The organism is Dryocola baronae (assembly GCF_051297175.1).
In the GTDB taxonomy this organism is placed as follows: domain Bacteria; phylum Pseudomonadota; class Gammaproteobacteria; order Enterobacterales; family Enterobacteriaceae; genus Dryocola.
The window spans coordinates 4181514-4197487 of record NZ_JBINNY010000001.1; the positions used below are offsets into that span (position 1 = coordinate 4181514).

Consider the following 15974-nt stretch of genomic DNA (forward strand, 5'->3'; position numbering starts at 1 on the left):
GGCGAACCGTGCCCAAAGTTTGCTTAAAAAATTAGAAGCGGAAGGTCGCGGTCGCAACCACCTGACGTTCCGCGCCCCAGTAGCAGGCGTAATCGCGGTAGCAGCTGGAAACGTACTCACGATCGAACAGGTTGTTAACGTTGACGGCAACGGATGAGCCCGGCAGACCGAAGCGGCCCAGGTCGTATTTCACCATCGCGTCGGCAACCGTGTAGCTCGCTACGTTAAAGGACTCATTGGTCTGAGGGCCCGTAGTATAGAAGCTCGACGTTGAGCCAACGTAACGCGCGCCGGCACCGAAGGTAAAGCCGCTGAGCGCCGTTTCGTGGAAGGTGTAATCCGCCCACAGGGAAGCCATGTTGCGCGGCACTTCTGCCGGACGCTGGCCTTCATACAGCGTGTCGTGGGTGTATTCCGCGTCGGTGAAGGTGTAGCCCGCCGTCACGTTGATGTTTGCGTTAACGGCAGCCTTCGCTTCCAGCTCGAAGCCGCGTGAACGAATTTCGCCGCCCTGCACGCTGAAAGCGATATCGCTTGGATCGGCGGTCAGGTTCTTATCTTTGGTGAGCTGATAAACGGCGGCGGTAACGGTAATCGGCAGATCTTTAGGAACGTATTTCACGCCCGCTTCGTACTGCTTGCCTTTCGACGGGTCAAACGGCTTGCCCTGCTTGCTGGCACCGGAAACCGGCTCGAAGGATTCGCTGTAGCTGATGTACGGCGCGATGCCGTTATCGAACACGTAGTTCAGGCCGCCGCGCCAGGTGAACTGTTCGTCGTTAATCTCTGCGGTGGTGCTGCTGGAGCGGGTAAACGTCGAGGTTTTGGCGAAGTCATAGCGGCCGCCCAGGGTCAGAACGAACTTGTTCCATTCCGCCTGGTCCTGCATATACAGGCCGGTTTGCTCCTGACGGTTGATAACCTCATAAGGGAAGAAGGTCACCACGTTCGCGTTGCCGTAAACCGGGTTATGCATATCGATCGGGTTGGCAGAGCCGTAGTCCGCATCGATGTCGTTACGCATACGCATGTAGTCAACGCCGGTCAGCAGCGTGTGATCTACCGCGCCGGTAGCGAATTTGGTCTGCGCCTGGGTATCAACGGTGAAGTTGTTCAGGTCTTCATCAGAGCGCACGTAGGCGCGGCTGATCTGCCCCGGAGCAATGTAGCCATTACCGTAGACGGAATCATACAGGGTATGAATACGCGTGTAGCGCAGGTTCTGGCGCACGGTCCAGGTATCGTTAAATTCGTGAGCGAAGCTGTAGCCAACCATCTGCTGACGGCGGGACATCTTGTTGTTTTGCTCGCCTTCGTTGAAGTCGGTCGGCAGCTTGTGCGCGTTGCCGTTAGCATCAACGTAAGGGACAACGGTGCCCTGACGCGGCAGCCAGCCGTAGTAACCGGCGTCCGGATCGCTCTGGAAGTTGCTCAGGAAGGTGAAGTCGGTTTTGTCATCCGGACGCCAGCTGAAGGAAGGCGCAATCGCGTAGCGGGTGGATTTAACCATTTCCTGCTGCTCGTTCTCGCTGCGGCCAAGGCCGGTCAGACGGTAAGAGAACTCGCCGTTGTCGTCCAGCGCGTCGCTGAAGTCGAAGCCGGTCTGCCACAGGTTGTTGGTGCCCATTTTGAACTGAACTTCTTTTAGCGGTTCAGTCGTTGGGCGCTTGCTGACCATGCTCACGACGCCGCCCGGATGGCTTTTACCATACAGTACGGAAACCGGGCCGCGCAGCAGCTCAACGCGCTCGAGGAAATACGGGTCCATCGAGGCTTCGGAATAGTTATCGCCCTGTAATTTCATGCCGTCCAGATACTGGTTGGTGTTTACAGTCGACGAAGTCGTAAAGCCGCGAATAGCGACCACATCATAGGTAGAAGAGCTACCGCGCGTTGAGAAGACGCTTGGGGTGTAGTTCAGCGCTTCTTTCACGGTCAGCGGCTGTTTGGCGTCCATCTCGTCACGCGTCACCACGGAAATAGACTGCGGCGTCTTTTCAATCGGCGTGTCGGTCTTGGTCGCGGTAGCGGTGCGTTTAGCCGCAACGGTCGGCGCAGGTCCCCACGCGCTCTCCTGCGGAGCCGCAGCGGTTACGGTGATGGTGTCTTCTTTTTTAGCTGTGGTATCTGCAGCAAAGCTTGATGCGCTGACCCCGCCAACGGCGGCAGCGACGAAAAGTGCAAGCTTGCGAATAGCGGTGTTGGCTGGCTGGCCGATGGTTGAACGCGCCATTGTATAATCTCTGATGATGTGAGGAATGATAACGTAAACGATAATTATTATTATGCCCGCAGGATAATAGACGAAACGGAAAGTGCATAGCAAGCGGATCACATCCCTTGGGAGACTAAGGGAATAATAATTAACCAGAGTAAGTTTCAGGGATTAACAAAAAGAAAACCCCCGAACGAATCGGGGGTTTTTGGCCTATCTATAACGCAGACTAATTGCTGCCGAACATGTCCTTGATCCAGCCCGCTACGCCATCGCTCTTTTCCTGCTGCTGAGGCGGTTGCTGCTGTTGTTGCTGCTGCTGCGGCTGCTGTTGAGGCTCGCCGGAGGACTGGTCGAACGGATTATTATTCTGCTGTTGCTGCATGCTCTGCTGGCACAGCGCGTCCGGGTTGGTCGTCCAGACCGGCAGGGTGCGCACTGCACCGCCGGCACACTGGAAGTTACCCACGTCGTCCACGCCCATATCCACGATATCTTCCGGCGGCGTCAGCGTCAGCGGGATCGGCGTCTGGTTTGCCAGATAACGCTGATACAGCGCCATCGCGCCGCTCGCGCCGTACAGCTTGGTCGGCTGGTTGTTATCGCGCCCAACCCAGGTGATGGTCACCTCTTTGCCGTCGATGCCCGCAAACCAGGTATCCACGTTGTTGTTGGTGGTCCCCGTTTTACCGGCAAGATGCAGGTTAGGATATTTACCGCCCAGCGCACGCCCGGTACCACGCGCCATAACCTGCTGCATGGTGAAGAGCGTCATGTACGCCGCCTGCGGTGGAACAGCCTGCTCCGCCTGCGGGAAGCTCTGATACAGCACCGTGCCGTCTTCCGCGATAACCGAACGCAGCGCGGAAAGCGTTGCGCGGTTGCCGCCGCTGGCGATGGTCTGGAACGCCTGCGCGACCTGAATCGGCGTCAGGTTCAGCGCCCCCAGAATCATCGCCGGAACCGGGTTCAGCTGGTCTTTCGGCACGCCGAGCTTGGTCCAGGTGTCGGTGATGGCCGGTAGGCCAAGCGACATACCTAAGTTCACGGTCGGCACGTTCATGGAGCGGGTTAGCGCATCCACCAGCATGACCTGGCCGCTGAAGCGATGATCGTCGTTCTGCGGCGACCACACCTGCCCGTTCGGCTGCGGCAGCGAGATCGGCGCATCGGCGATAATCGTGTTCAGACGATATTTATCCGGCTGGCTCAGCGCCGTCAAATAGGTTGCCGGTTTTGCCAGCGAGCCGATGGAGCGGCGGGCCTGCAGCGCGCGGTTAAAGCCCGCATACTGCGTTTCCGCCCCGCCAACAACCGCACGCACTTCGCCGGTATACCTGTCGACGATAACCATCGCCGCTTCAAGATCTTTCAGCTTGCGGGAAGCGCGCAGCACCGGCACACCTTCACTGACCGCTTTTTCTGCCGCATCCTGTGAAACCGAGTCAAAGGTGGTGAAGATCTTCACGCCGGAGAGATCTTTCACCTTGTCGCCGAGCTTCGCCTGCAGCTCGTTACGCACCATCTGCATAAACGCCGGCTGCGGTGAAATCACCCCGCCGCGCGGCTGCACGCCCAGAGGACGAGCGCTCAGCATGTCGTACAGCTCCTGATCGATCACCTTCTGCTCCTGCAGCAGGCGCAGCACCAGGTTACGACGTTCGAGGGCGAGTTTCGGGTTGCGCCACGGGTTATACAGCGACGCGCCTTTCACCATGCCCACCAGCAGCGCCTGCTGGTCGAGGCTCAGCTCGTCCACCGGACGGCCAAAGTAGTACAGGCTCGCCAGCGGGAAGCCGCGGATCTGCTCGTCGCCGCTCTGGCCGAGATACACCTCGTTAAGATACAGCTCGAGGATGCGGTCTTTGCCGTAGCGGGCGTCCATGATCAGCGCCATGTACGCTTCGTTGGCTTTACGCCACAGGGTGCGTTTGTTGGTCAGGAACAGGTTTTTCACCAGCTGCTGGGTCAACGTACTGCCGCCCTGCACCGCTCGGCCCGCCGTTAGGTTGGCGACCACGGCACGGCCGATGGAATAAACGCTAATCCCGTCATGCTCGTAGAAATGGCGGTCTTCGGTGGCGATCAGCGTATCCACCAGCAGATCCGGGAAGCCCGTGCGCGGCACGAACAGGCGCTGCTCGCCGTTTGGCGAAGAGAGCATGGTGATCAGGCGCGGGTCTAAACGGAAGAAACCGAAGCTGCGGTTGCTGTCCATATTCTGGATGGATTCCAGACGCTCGCCATCAAAGACCAGCCGCGCGCGGATCTGCCCTTCTTTACTATCCGGGAAATCGAACGGGCGACGGATCATCTCAATGCTGTTGGCCTGCACGGTAAATTCGCCCGGACGCGTCATGCGCGTGACCTGGCGATACTGCGTGGCTTCCAGCAGGTTAACCATCTCTTTTTTGCTGTACGGCATGTCTGGCTCAAGGTTAACCATGCGGCCATACACCGCCGCAGGTAGCTGCCAGACTTTACCGTCGATACGGTTGCGAATCTGCTGATCCAGGTAGACGCCGTAAATCACAAACAGCACCACAAAGACCACAAACAGCTTCACTAAGAACCATAGCCAGCGGCGTTTTTTACGCGGCGGACGGCCGTTACCGCCGCCCTTTCCTTTACGTGGCGGCATCGGCTCCTCGTCGTCGTAATCATCATCGTAATCGTCGTCGTACTCTTCATCCCTGAGTCGACGACGGCTTACCTTCTCTTTCGCGGGACGAGCAGGTCTTCCTTTACGTCCAATAGGTTCGCGGTCATTCCCCGCCATTGCTTTCTCCACCAAATAATAAGGCGCACGGCCTGATTCTCCTTTCTTCCGCACCGAGCGAAAGAAGAAATCTCTCAAAGTCACTGATACTTCTTAGTGCGCCGCGTCGGCTGCGCCTGGCCCGGATCGTCCGGCCACACGTGTTTCGGGTAGCGCCCTTTCATCTCTTTTTGCACCTCCCGGTAAGCGCCTTTCCAGAACGCGGTTAAATCACGCGTAATCTGTAACGGACGCTGCGCCGGGGAGAGCAGTTCAAGCACCAGCGGCACGCGCCCTTCGGCGATCGCCGGGGTTTGCGCTTCGCCAAACATCTCCTGCATGCGCACCGCTAAAACGGGCGGATTCTCTTCGTCGTAGCGAAGGGAAATCTGGCTTCCGGTCGGCACAGTGTAATGAGTTGGCAGCGCACTATCCAGATGTTGCCGTTGTGACCACTCAAGCAGATTTTGTAACGCTCGTGTGACGTCGATGTTTTTCAGCGCCCGCAGCGAATGCACGCCGTGCATTTCCGGCAGCAGCCATTTGTCTAAATCCCGCAGCAGCGCTTCATCGCTGACGTCAGGCCAGTTTTTTTCCGGCAGCCATTTCGCCGCGCATGCCAGGCGAACCCGCAGCTGCTGCGCCTGGGGCGACCAGTTGAGCACGCCAAGGCCGCGATCGCGAATGCCGTTGAGCATCGCCTGGTGCAGCTCGTCCTGCGACGGTTTCGCCAGCGGCTGGACTTTGACGACCAGCTGCCCAATCTGCGAGCGGCGGAAGGCTTTTAACGTCCCCAGCGCCTCGTCCCATTCGACGGAATCGCTCTGCGTTAACAGACCCGGCGCGCGGGCTACCAGCGCTTCGATATCCAGCGGCAGCGCCTGGAGCATGCGCGCGTCCGGCGTCTGGCTACCCTGTAAAAGCAGCGGGGCCAGCAGCCATTCGTAGCGGGTCAGCGCGTCGTCCTGATTGAGCATCGCGCCCGTGCCGTTAGCCAGCTGGTAGCGCCCTTCCTGACCGCGCCTGCGGGCGATGCGGTCGGCAAACGCCTGCGCAAGCAGCGGGCCAGCCAGGTCAATATCCGCCTGCCCGCCCCGGCTGTTTAAACGCCTGAGAAGCTGGTTTGCGCGCTGCTGCCAGTTGTCCTGGCGGCGGCTGAACGCGTTGCGTAAATCGCTGTCCTGCCCACGCGGCGGCTCTTCCAGAATCGCGACCAGACGCGCGGCGGTTGCCTGCTCGTCAGGCGTTTTCGCCGCGATCAGCATGGCGGCAAAGCGCGGATCGTTGCCCATCTGCGCCATCTTTTGGCCCGCTGGCGTCAGGCGATGCCGTTCGTCCAGCGCGCCGAGCTGGCGCAGAAGCTGCCGCGCCGCGTGAAGATTAGCCGCTGGCGGCAGATCCAGCCAGGTGAGCTGCGCCGGGTCGTTGCAGCCCCACTGTAAAAGCTCAAGCAGCAGGCCCGAGAGATCGCTTTGCAAAATTTCCGGTTCGCCCTGTGCCGCGGCGCGTTCCGCCTGTTCAGCGCTGGTCAGATGCAGGCAGATACCCGGCTCAAGCCGCCCGGCACGCCCGGCGCGCTGGGTCATTGATGCCTGGCTCACGCGCTGGGTGACCAGCCGCGTCAGGCCGGAACGCACGTCGAAGCGTGCCACCCGCTCCTGGGCGCAGTCCACCACCAGCCGGATGCCTTCGATAGTCAGACTCGTTTCGGCGATGTTGGTCGCCAGCACCACCTTACGCGTGCCGGGCGCTGCCGGGAGGATGGCTTTGCGCTGTTCGCTAAGCGGCAACGCGCCATAAAGGGGGCAAAGCTGCACGTCGCCCGCGACGCGTTCCTGGAGCTGCTGCTGCACGCGCTGGATTTCGCCGACGCCGGGAAGGAATAAAAGCAGCGAGCCGGACTCTTCGCGCAAAAGGTTTGCCACCGCAATGGCAACGGCTTCGTCGAAACGCTGGTGGGACGCAAGCGGGCCGTAGCGACGCTCGACCGGATAAGCACGCCCTTCGGAGCTCACCACCGGCGCCTGCGCAAGCGTGCGCTGTAGCCGCTGGTTATCAAGCGTAGCGGACATGATGAGCAGCTTAAGATCGTCGCGCAGCCCCTGCTGCACGTCGAGCAGCAGCGCCAGGGCGAGGTCTGCCTGCAGGCTGCGCTCGTGGAATTCATCGAGGATCACAAGCCCAACGCCGTCGAGTTCGGGGTCGTGTTGGATCGTCCGCGTCAGGATACCTTCGGTGACCACCTCAAGCCGGGTATTCGGGCCGACGCAGGTTTCAGCCCGCATCCGGTAACCGACCGTTTCACCGGGCTTTTCACCCAGCAGCTCCGCCAGCCGCTGCGCAACGTTGCGTGCGGCAAGACGCCGCGGCTCAAGCAGCAGAATGCGCCCTTTGATGACGCCAGATTTCAGGATTTCCAAAGGCAGCCAGGTGGATTTCCCCGCCCCGGTAGGCGCGTTAAGCAGCACCTGAGGCGCGGTTTGCAAAGCGTTGAGGAGATCGGGTAGCACCGCAGCGACCGGTAATGACGACACAAACAGCTCCAAAGGGTTAACATTCGCAGTCGCGCATTGTAGCATCCCGCCAAACCTTAACAGAGACAGCTTTTTATGGCCGATACCCGCCGCCTGTTTTTTGCCCTTGAGATGCCCGATGATGTCCAGCGGCAGATCGTTCAGTGGCGCGCAGAAAACTTCCCGGACGATGCGGGTCGCCCGGTCGCGGCGGCTAATCTGCATCTGACCCTCGCCTTTTTAGGTGAGGTGAGCGCCGAAAAGCAAAAGGCGCTTTGCCAGCTCGCGGGGCGCATTCAGCAGCAGGGCTTTACGATAACGCTCGATGATGCCGGGCTTTGGGCCCGCTCGCGCGTAGTCTGGCTCGGCCCACGCCACGCCTCGCTCGGCCTGATTCAGCTGGCAAACATGCTCCGCGCGCAGGCGGCTCGCAACGGATGCTACCAAAGCCCGCAGCCGTATCATCCGCACGTCACGCTTTATCGCAACGCAAGCCAGACGGTCGCTATCCCGCAGCCCAACTTTCGCTGGCAGTTTAAGGTGGAAGAGTTTGTGCTGTATGAATCCGTGTTCGAAAAAGGACGCACCCGCTACCGGCCGCTGCAGCGCTGGCCGCTCGGCATACGCACCAGTAAGGAAGAGTGATGGAATTTTCACCGGCGCTACAGCGCGCCACGCTAATCAAACGCTACAAGCGCTTTCTTGCAGACGTCGTTACCCCTACGGGTGAATTATTAACGCTTCACTGTCCAAATACCGGAGCGATGACCGGCTGCGCCACGCCCGGCGATACCGTCTGGTATTCAACGTCGGACAATCTGAAGCGCAAATATCCCCACACCTGGGAAATAACTGAAACGCAAAGCGGCGCATTTATTTGTGTGAATACTCTTCAGGCAAATAAAGTGGTTAAGGAAGCTCTGAAGGAAAATCGGCTTAAAGAATTAAACGGTTACACAAATATTCTTAGCGAAGTGAAATACGGAGCGGAGCGTAGCCGCATCGATTTTATGCTACAGGCAGATAACAAAGTTAACTGCTATATTGAAGTGAAATCAGTCACGTTATCCGAACAGGGAAGTGGCTTTTTCCCTGATGCCGTCAGCCTTCGCGGGCAGAAGCATCTGCGGGAATTGATGAACGTGGTTATGCAAGGAGAGCGCGCAGTGCTGCTGTTTGCGGTATTACATTCCGCCATCACTCGTGTCTCCCCGGCACGCCACATCGACGCGAAATATGCGCAACTTTTATGCGAGGCGCAGGAATGCGGGGTAGAAATTGTTGCTTACCGGGCAGAACTTTCTGCTAAAAAGCTCACTCTAACTTCGCCGTTGCCTGTCTGTTTATAACGTACGTTTTATAAAGAGCAGTTAACGTATTGTATGTTTTGTGTTCTGGCCGCTCGCGTAAATACGCTTTTCTTCACAGGGTTGTCAAGAGAGGAATTTATATAATTGCCATCCTGAAAAGCATCTGCTATTTATAGCGGCCTGATTTTCCCCCAACAGGGGACCGATAGTGCGTGTTAAGGAGAAGCAACATGCAAGAAGGGCAAAAGCGTAAAACATCGTCCCTGAGTATCCTCGCCATCGCTGGGGTGGAGCCATACCAGGAGAAAGCGGGCGAAGAATACATGAACGAAGCCCAGCTGTCGCACTTCAGACGTATTCTTGAAGCCTGGCGTAACCAGCTTATGGATGAAGTTGATCGTACCGTCACGCACATGCAGGATGAAGCAGCTAACTTCCCTGACCCGGTAGACCGTGCCGCACAGGAAGAAGAGTTCAGCCTGGAACTGCGTAACCGTGACCGCGAACGTAAACTGATCAAGAAGATCGAGAAAACGCTTAAGAAAGTAGAAGACGAAGATTTCGGCTACTGCGAATCTTGTGGCGTTGAAATTGGTATCCGCCGCCTTGAGGCTCGTCCGACAGCTGATTTGTGTATCGACTGTAAAACGTTGGCAGAGATTCGCGAAAAACAGATGGCCGGCTAAGCGGCCCGCAATTTCACCACTCTTTAAAGGCGGGAGTCTCTCCCGCCTTTATTATTTGTAGCGCAAGCAACCATGACGGATCCTCAGTACATCGGGCGTTTTGCCCCTTCGCCTTCGGGTGAACTCCATTTCGGCTCGCTGATTGCCGCCCTTGGCAGCTATTTGCAGGCCCGCGCGCATCAAGGCCAGTGGCTGGTGCGCATCGAAGATATCGATCCCCCGCGTGAAGTCCCCGGTGCCGCACAAACCATATTGCGCCAGCTTGAACATTACGGCCTGCGCTGGGACGGCGAAGTCATGTGGCAATCCCAGCGCCACGACGCCTACCGCGAAGCGCTGGCATGGCTGCGTAAGCAGGATTTAAGCTATTACTGCACCTGCACCCGCAGCCGTATTCAGCAAATCGGCGGTTTTTACGATGGCCACTGCCGCACGCTTAACCACGGCCCGGAAAACGCCGCGATGCGCCTGGTGCAAACGCATCCGGTATTGAGCTTTGAAGATAGGCTGCGCGGCAGGCTCATCGCCGACGAAAACCTGGCCCGCGAAGATTTCATTATCCACCGTCGCGACGGGCTGTTTGCCTATAATCTGGCCGTTGTGGTGGACGATAATCAGCAGGGCGTAACGGAAATCGTGCGCGGTGCCGATTTAATCGAGCCGACGGTGCGGCAGATTTCGCTTTATCAACAGTTTGGCTGGCGCGTGCCGGATTACGTGCATCTGCCGCTGGCGCTCAACGAGCAGGGCAATAAATTATCCAAGCAAAATCATGCTCCCGCGCTGCCTGCGGGCGATCCGCGCCCGGTGCTGATTGCCGCATTATCTTTCTTAAACCAGCCGGTTATCAGCCACTGGCAGGACCTCTCGCTTGAAGCTCTGCTAAACGAAGCGGTGGAAAATTGGGCGCTTGCAAAGGTGCCGTTAATTATGCAAACGAATACGTCATTCTCAAATGCCGCACACTGAGCTATGATTAGCCGCTGTTTTTTTTGTCCCTAATGATTGACACTGCCGAGGTGTACTATTTTTACCCGAGTCGCTAATTTTTGCCGCAAGGTGCTTAACCGCGATGATGTCGTGGCTGAGGAGATCGACGATCTCCCGAAAATCACGGTTATACCGCGTGACCAGCATGCTATCTCCCGCAAAGATATCAGTGAAAATGCCCTCAAGGTGCTCTACCGTCTGAACAAAGCGGGCTACGAGGCTTATCTTGTCGGCGGCGGCGTCCGTGACCTTCTGCTGGGCAAAAAACCGAAAGATTTTGACGTCACCACCAGCGCCACGCCGGATCAGGTTCGTAAACTGTTCCGCAACTGCCGCCTCGTTGGTCGTCGTTTCCGCTTAGCCCACGTCATGTTCGGGCCGGAAATCATCGAAGTTGCCACCTTCCGTGGTCACCACGAAGAGCAAAAAACCGACCGTCAGACCTCGCAAACGGGGCAGAACGGCATGCTGCTGCGCGATAACATCTTCGGCTCCATCGAAGAAGACGCCCAGCGCCGCGACTTCACCATCAACAGCCTTTATTACAGCGTGGCGGATTTCTCCGTTCGCGATTACGTCGGCGGCCTGCGCGACTTACGCAACGGCGTGATTCGCCTGATTGGCGATCCGGAAACGCGCTACCGTGAAGATCCGGTGCGCATGCTGCGCGCCGTGCGCTTTGCCGCCAAGCTGAATATGACCATCAGCCCGGAAACCGGCGAACCGATCCCACGCCTCGCGACCCTGATTAACGACGTGCCGCCCGCGCGCCTGTTTGAAGAGTCGCTCAAGCTGCTGCAGGCGGGCCACGGTTATGCAACCTACGAACTGCTGCGCGAATATCACCTGTTCCAGCCGCTGTTCCCGATCATCACCCGCTACTTTACCGAGCAGGGCGACAGCCCGATGGAGCACATGGTTGCTCAGGTGCTGAAGAACACCGATAACCGTATTCAGAACGACATGCGCGTTAACCCGGCCTTCCTGTTCTCCGCCATGTTCTGGTATCCGCAGCTTGAGATGGCACAGAAGCTCACCCAGGAAAGCGGCCTCGCCTATATGGACGCCTTCGCACTGGCGATGAACGAAGTGCTGGACGAAGCCTGCCGCGCGCTGGCTATTCCAAAACGTATTACTACGCTTGTGCGCGATATCTGGGGCTTACAGCTCCGCCTGTCACGCCGCCAGGGCAAACGCGCCTGGAAGCTGATGGAACATCCTAAGTTCCGCGCCGCCTACGATCTGCTGGCCTTACGTGCGGAAGTGGAAAACAACCAGGAACTGCTGCGCCTGACCAAATGGTGGGGCGAATTCCAGGTTGCGGCACCTCCGGCGCAGAAAGATATGCTTAACGATCTGGGTGACGAACCGGCTGCACGCCGTCGCCATCGCCGTCCGCGCAAACGCGCGCCGCGCACCGGTGGCAGTGCATGACGCTGGCGTTTATCGCCCTCGGCAGTAACCAGGCGTCGCCGCTTGAGCAGGTTGCTCAGGCGCTGGACGCCATAGCGGCCATCCCGCAAAGTCGGGTGGTCGCCACCTCCTCGTATTACAGAACGAAGCCCCTCGGCCCGCAGGATCAGCCCGACTACCTGAACGCCGCCGTGGCGCTGGAAACAGACCTGTCCCCGGAAGCCCTTCTTGACCATACTCAACGCATTGAGCTTGAGCAGGGCCGCGTACGCAAAGCGGAACGCTGGGGGCCAAGAACGCTGGATCTGGACATCATGCTGTTCGGCGATTTAACCCTTTCTACGCCACGTCTGACCGTGCCCCATTACGATATGAAAAACCGGGCGTTTATGCTGGTGCCGCTGGTGGAAATCGCCCCCGACAGCCGGTTCCCGGACGGCACGCGCGTGGCCGACGTGCTGGCAAACCTGTCCCGCGCGGGCATCACTTACTGGTAACACCAAACTTGTTGCTTTGCTAAAGTAGCCATCGTTTACTCTCCCTAACCCTTCTACTCCAGGGACTGCCATGAAACCAACCACAATGTCTCAGTTGCGCCAATGGAAGCAGGCTCAACGTAAATTCGCCACCATCACCGCGTATGACTTCAGCTTTGCCAAGCTGTTTGCCGAAGAGGGCATCGGCGTGCTGCTGGTGGGCGATTCATTAGGGATGACCGTTCAGGGGCACGACTCCACGCTGCCGGTAACCGTCGCCGACATCGCCTACCACACGCGGGCCGTACGTCGCGGTGCGCCGAACGCTCTGCTGCTGGCCGACCTGCCGTTTATGGCCTACGCCACGCCGGAGCAGGCTTTTGTTAATTCGGCGGAAGTGATGCGCGCCGGGGCCAACATGGTGAAAATCGAAGGCGGAAGATGGCTGGTGGACACCGTCAAAATGCTCACCGAGCGCGCCGTTCCGGTGTGCGGGCATCTTGGTCTGACGCCGCAGTCGGTCAATATCTTCGGCGGCTATAAGGTGCAGGGGCGCGACGAAGCCGCGGCCCAGACGCTGTTTGACGACGCCGTCGCCCTCGAAGCCGCGGGCATTCAGCTGCTGGTGCTGGAATGCGTGCCGGTTGCGCTTGCCAAACGCATCACCGAAGCGCTGACCATCCCGGTTATCGGCATCGGCGCGGGCAACGTTACCGACGGCCAGATTCTGGTGATGCACGATGCGTTCGGCATTACCGGCGGGCACATTCCAAAGTTTGCGAAAAACTTCCTGGCCGAGGCGGGCGATATGCGCGCAGCCGTTCGCCAGTACGCCGCCGAAGTTGAGTCCGGGGCCTATCCGGGCGAAGAGCACAGTTTCCACTGACAGGAGAAAGGTTGTGTTGATTATCGAGACGTTACCGCAGCTCCGCCTGCAAATTCGCCGCTGGCGCCAGGAAGGCAAACGCATCGCGCTGGTGCCGACCATGGGCAACCTGCACGACGGGCACATGACGCTGGTCGAAGAGGCGAAAGCCGCGGCCGACGTGGTAGTGGTGAGCATTTTTGTTAACCCGATGCAGTTCGACCGGCCGGAAGACCTGGCGCGCTACCCGCGCACCCTGCAGGAAGACTGCGAGAAGCTCAACCGCCGCAAGGTCGATCTGGTCTTCGCCCCTGCCCCGTCGGACGTTTATCCGCAGGGCATGGACACACAGACCTTTGTCGACGTGCCGGGTATCTCCACGATCCTCGAAGGCGCGAGCCGTCCGGGGCATTTCCGCGGCGTGTCCACCATCGTCAGCAAGCTGTTTAACCTTGTCCAGCCGGACGTCGCCTGCTTTGGCGAGAAGGACTATCAGCAGCTTCAGCTTATCCGCAAAATGGTTGCCGATATGGGCTACGACATCGACATCGTCGGCGTGCCAACCGTGCGCGCCAAAGACGGCCTGGCGTTAAGCTCCCGCAACGGCTATCTAACCGCCGAGCAGCGTAAAATCGCCCCTAACCTTGCTAAGGTCATGAACGCCCTCGCGGATAAACTGCGCGCCGGGGAACGCGACGTTGAAGAGATGCTGGCTATCGCCGCAAGCGAGCTGAACGAAAAAGGCTTCCGTTCAGATGACCTGCAAATCCGCGATGCTGACACCCTGCTGGAGCTTTCAGCCGACAGTAAACGCGCGGTGATCCTGATGGCCGCCTGGCTTGGTCAGGCGCGCCTGATTGATAATATTCAGGTTGATTTGGCACAGTAGACAGCCCCTGTAAAACGGGCAATACTGCTGCAATATATTCATGGAACCGATGAACGTCGGTTCTGTTTTAGGCCAGTAACAAAGGTTTAATTTTATGATTCGCACCATGCTGCAAGGCAAGCTGCACCGCGTGAAAGTGACCCAGGCGGACTTGCACTATGAAGGCTCCTGCGCCATCGACCAGGACTTCCTGGAGGCGGCAGGCATTCTGGAATATGAAGCCATTGATATCTACAACGTGACCAACGGCAAGCGTTTTTCCACCTACGCTATTGCCGGTGAGCGCGGCTCTAAGATTATCTCGGTGAATGGTGCCGCCGCGCACTGCGCCGACGTGGGCGACATTCTGATTATCGCCACCTACGTGACGATGCCGGAAGAGCAGGCCCGTACCTGGCAGCCGAAGGTGGCCTATTTTGACGGCGACAACGAAATGAAACGCCTGGCGAAAGCCGTGCCGGTTCAGGTGGCCTAATCAGGCAGTAGCGGTGGATGGCGCTTGCGCTTATCCACCCTACACACCGCAAAGCGCCGCCTTTGCGTAGGTCGGTTAAGGCGCATGCCGCCACCCGACATTTACCCTCACCCCATCAAGACTCCGGCTGATTGGTTATCAACCGCGCCATCGTCTCCAAAGAATCCGTGCGCAGAATATAAAGCCGCTTAAGCAGATACGGATTGTCCCCCGGCTTCACCTTGCCTCTTACCGTCGTTACCGCCATATGGAACCCCGCGTCGTTTGCCGCCTTTACCGCCATGTCGTTATAGCCGCCGAACGGGTAGGACAGATACAGCACGTGCGGATTGAACTGTGCCAGCGCGCGCCTTGAGCGCTCAAAATCAAACAGAATGTTGTGGTAGCTGCGGGTGAGCAGAATCGGGCGATGGTAGTAATCAACGCGGTGCAGGAAGTGGGTGTGCGACTGCACGTCAAACACATCCTGGGTTTCCTGCAGTTCCGAAATGCTCATAAACTGCAGCGCCTTCGGGTTCCACTGCTGCGGGTGGCGCTTAATGCGCGACGAGATAATAAACGCCGTCGCCTTGAAGCCGTATTCCTTGAGAATCGGGTACGCGTAGCGGTACACCGATTTTAGCCCGTCATCAAAGGTAATCACCACCGAGCGCGCCGGCAGATTCATGCGGTTTCGCACGTAGCCCTCGAGCTGGTACATCGTCAGCGTGGTGTAGCCCATATCGCGCAGCCAGGTCATCTGGTTGCTGAAGGCGACGACCGAGGTGGTGGTCGACGTATGGCGAAAGCGGGTATTTTCCTCGTCGCGCAGAATGTGGTGGTAAGTCAGCACCGGAATGCCGTTATCCTGCTGCGCGTCGAGGCTGCTCACATAGCCCAGGCGGTTGCCGATTCGGATTTGAAACCAGGTCTGGTTGAGGCGGTCTTTCAGGCGCGCGCTGATAGGGTAGCGCAGGTTTTCCGCCAGCGTTCCAAAGGGCGCGCTGCCGGTATCCGGCGCGTTATAAATCCGCACGTCCCGAAAGGTGACGAGATTTTGATTGCTCAACGGCTTGTTCAAATCGCCGAGCCTGTCCTCCACGCGCTGCCTGCCCGCCACCGGGCCGAGATGCGTTTTATCGATAAAGCCGGTGCCAAAGCCAAAGCGGAACTCGTAGTAGTCAGCCGCCGTCGGCACCACCGCGATGATTTGCCCCTCTTCGATGGTGCCCACCGAAATCACTTTGTCGCCAACCTGCGCCCAAACGACGGCGTCTTCGGTGGTCTGCATGTACTGTGCGGGAAGACCGTGGCTGCTAAGCAGGCTGGCATGAAGCGAACCGACGCAAAAGAACATCAGCAGGCAGAAAACGAGGCGAGCTTTCATAAAAGGTTTGATAGCACT

Annotated in this window: 13 protein-coding genes; 9 read left to right on the top strand and 4 right to left on the bottom strand. The window is 58.4% G+C overall.

The window, feature by feature from the left end; genetic code table 11:
- Nucleotides 1–31: 31 nt before the first annotated feature.
- The 3 genes from fhuA to hrpB form a co-directional block, all read right to left on the bottom strand.
- Nucleotides 32–2233 (bottom strand): ferrichrome porin FhuA, encoded by a 2202-nt coding sequence (gene fhuA, locus ACSPHG_RS19805; RefSeq protein WP_435955182.1) that lies wholly within the window; start codon nucleotides 2231–2233, stop codon nucleotides 32–34.
- Between the two features lie 211 nt (nucleotides 2234–2444).
- Nucleotides 2445–4994: a bifunctional glycosyl transferase/transpeptidase gene (gene mrcB / locus ACSPHG_RS19810; RefSeq protein ID WP_435955183.1), complete on the bottom strand. Its 2550-nt coding sequence runs from the start codon at nucleotides 4992–4994 to the stop codon at nucleotides 2445–2447.
- Between the two features lie 80 nt (nucleotides 4995–5074).
- Nucleotides 5075–7507: an ATP-dependent helicase HrpB gene (gene hrpB, locus ACSPHG_RS19815; RefSeq protein WP_435955184.1), complete on the bottom strand. Its 2433-nt coding sequence runs from the start codon at nucleotides 7505–7507 to the stop codon at nucleotides 5075–5077.
- Nucleotides 7508–7582: 75 nt separating this feature from the next.
- On the opposite strand from hrpB, the gene thpR reads away from it, so the two are divergent.
- The 9 genes from thpR to panD all read left to right on the top strand — a co-directional run bounded on the left by thpR (nucleotide 7583) and on the right by panD (nucleotide 14590).
- A complete protein-coding gene (thpR, locus tag ACSPHG_RS19820; protein WP_435955185.1) occupies nucleotides 7583–8131 on the top strand; it encodes an RNA 2',3'-cyclic phosphodiesterase in 549 nt (182 codons plus the stop codon).
- A complete protein-coding gene (gene sfsA / locus ACSPHG_RS19825; protein WP_435955186.1) occupies nucleotides 8131–8835 on the top strand; it encodes a DNA/RNA nuclease SfsA in 705 nt (234 codons plus the stop codon). The genes thpR and sfsA overlap by 1 nt, the downstream gene beginning before the upstream one ends.
- 191 nt (nucleotides 8836–9026) lie before the next feature.
- Nucleotides 9027–9482: an RNA polymerase-binding protein DksA gene (gene dksA, locus ACSPHG_RS19830; RefSeq protein ID WP_121266913.1), complete on the top strand. Its 456-nt coding sequence runs from the start codon at nucleotides 9027–9029 to the stop codon at nucleotides 9480–9482.
- Nucleotides 9483–9554: 72 nt separating this feature from the next.
- Nucleotides 9555–10451 carry a tRNA glutamyl-Q(34) synthetase GluQRS gene (gene gluQRS, locus ACSPHG_RS19835; RefSeq protein WP_435955187.1) on the top strand — a complete coding sequence of 299 codons (897 nt, stop codon included), beginning with the start codon at nucleotides 9555–9557 and terminating at the stop codon, nucleotides 10449–10451.
- 57 nt (nucleotides 10452–10508) lie between these two features.
- A complete protein-coding gene (gene pcnB / locus ACSPHG_RS19840) occupies nucleotides 10509–11906 on the top strand; it encodes a polynucleotide adenylyltransferase PcnB (RefSeq protein ID WP_435956069.1) in 1398 nt (465 codons plus the stop codon).
- Nucleotides 11903–12382: a 2-amino-4-hydroxy-6-hydroxymethyldihydropteridine diphosphokinase gene (gene folK, locus ACSPHG_RS19845; protein ID WP_435955188.1), complete on the top strand. Its 480-nt coding sequence runs from the start codon at nucleotides 11903–11905 to the stop codon at nucleotides 12380–12382. The genes pcnB and folK overlap by 4 nt, the downstream gene beginning before the upstream one ends.
- Nucleotides 12383–12452: 70 nt before the next feature.
- Nucleotides 12453–13247: a 3-methyl-2-oxobutanoate hydroxymethyltransferase gene (gene panB, locus ACSPHG_RS19850; RefSeq protein WP_435955189.1), complete on the top strand. Its 795-nt coding sequence runs from the start codon at nucleotides 12453–12455 to the stop codon at nucleotides 13245–13247.
- A gap of 13 nt (nucleotides 13248–13260) precedes the next feature.
- Nucleotides 13261–14115, top strand: a complete 855-nt coding sequence (gene panC, locus ACSPHG_RS19855) for a pantoate--beta-alanine ligase (RefSeq protein WP_435955190.1) — start codon at nucleotides 13261–13263, stop codon at nucleotides 14113–14115.
- A gap of 94 nt (nucleotides 14116–14209) precedes the next feature.
- On the top strand, nucleotides 14210–14590 hold the full coding sequence (gene panD, locus ACSPHG_RS19860) for an aspartate 1-decarboxylase (protein ID WP_435955191.1): 381 nt from the start codon (nucleotides 14210–14212) through the stop codon (nucleotides 14588–14590).
- A gap of 115 nt (nucleotides 14591–14705) precedes the next feature.
- On the opposite strand, the gene ACSPHG_RS19865 is transcribed toward panD, so the two are convergent.
- Entirely contained in the window at nucleotides 14706–15956 is a 1251-nt protein-coding gene (locus tag ACSPHG_RS19865; RefSeq protein ID WP_435955192.1) for a polysaccharide deacetylase family protein, read from the bottom strand.
- Nucleotides 15957–15974 lie beyond the last annotated feature (18 nt).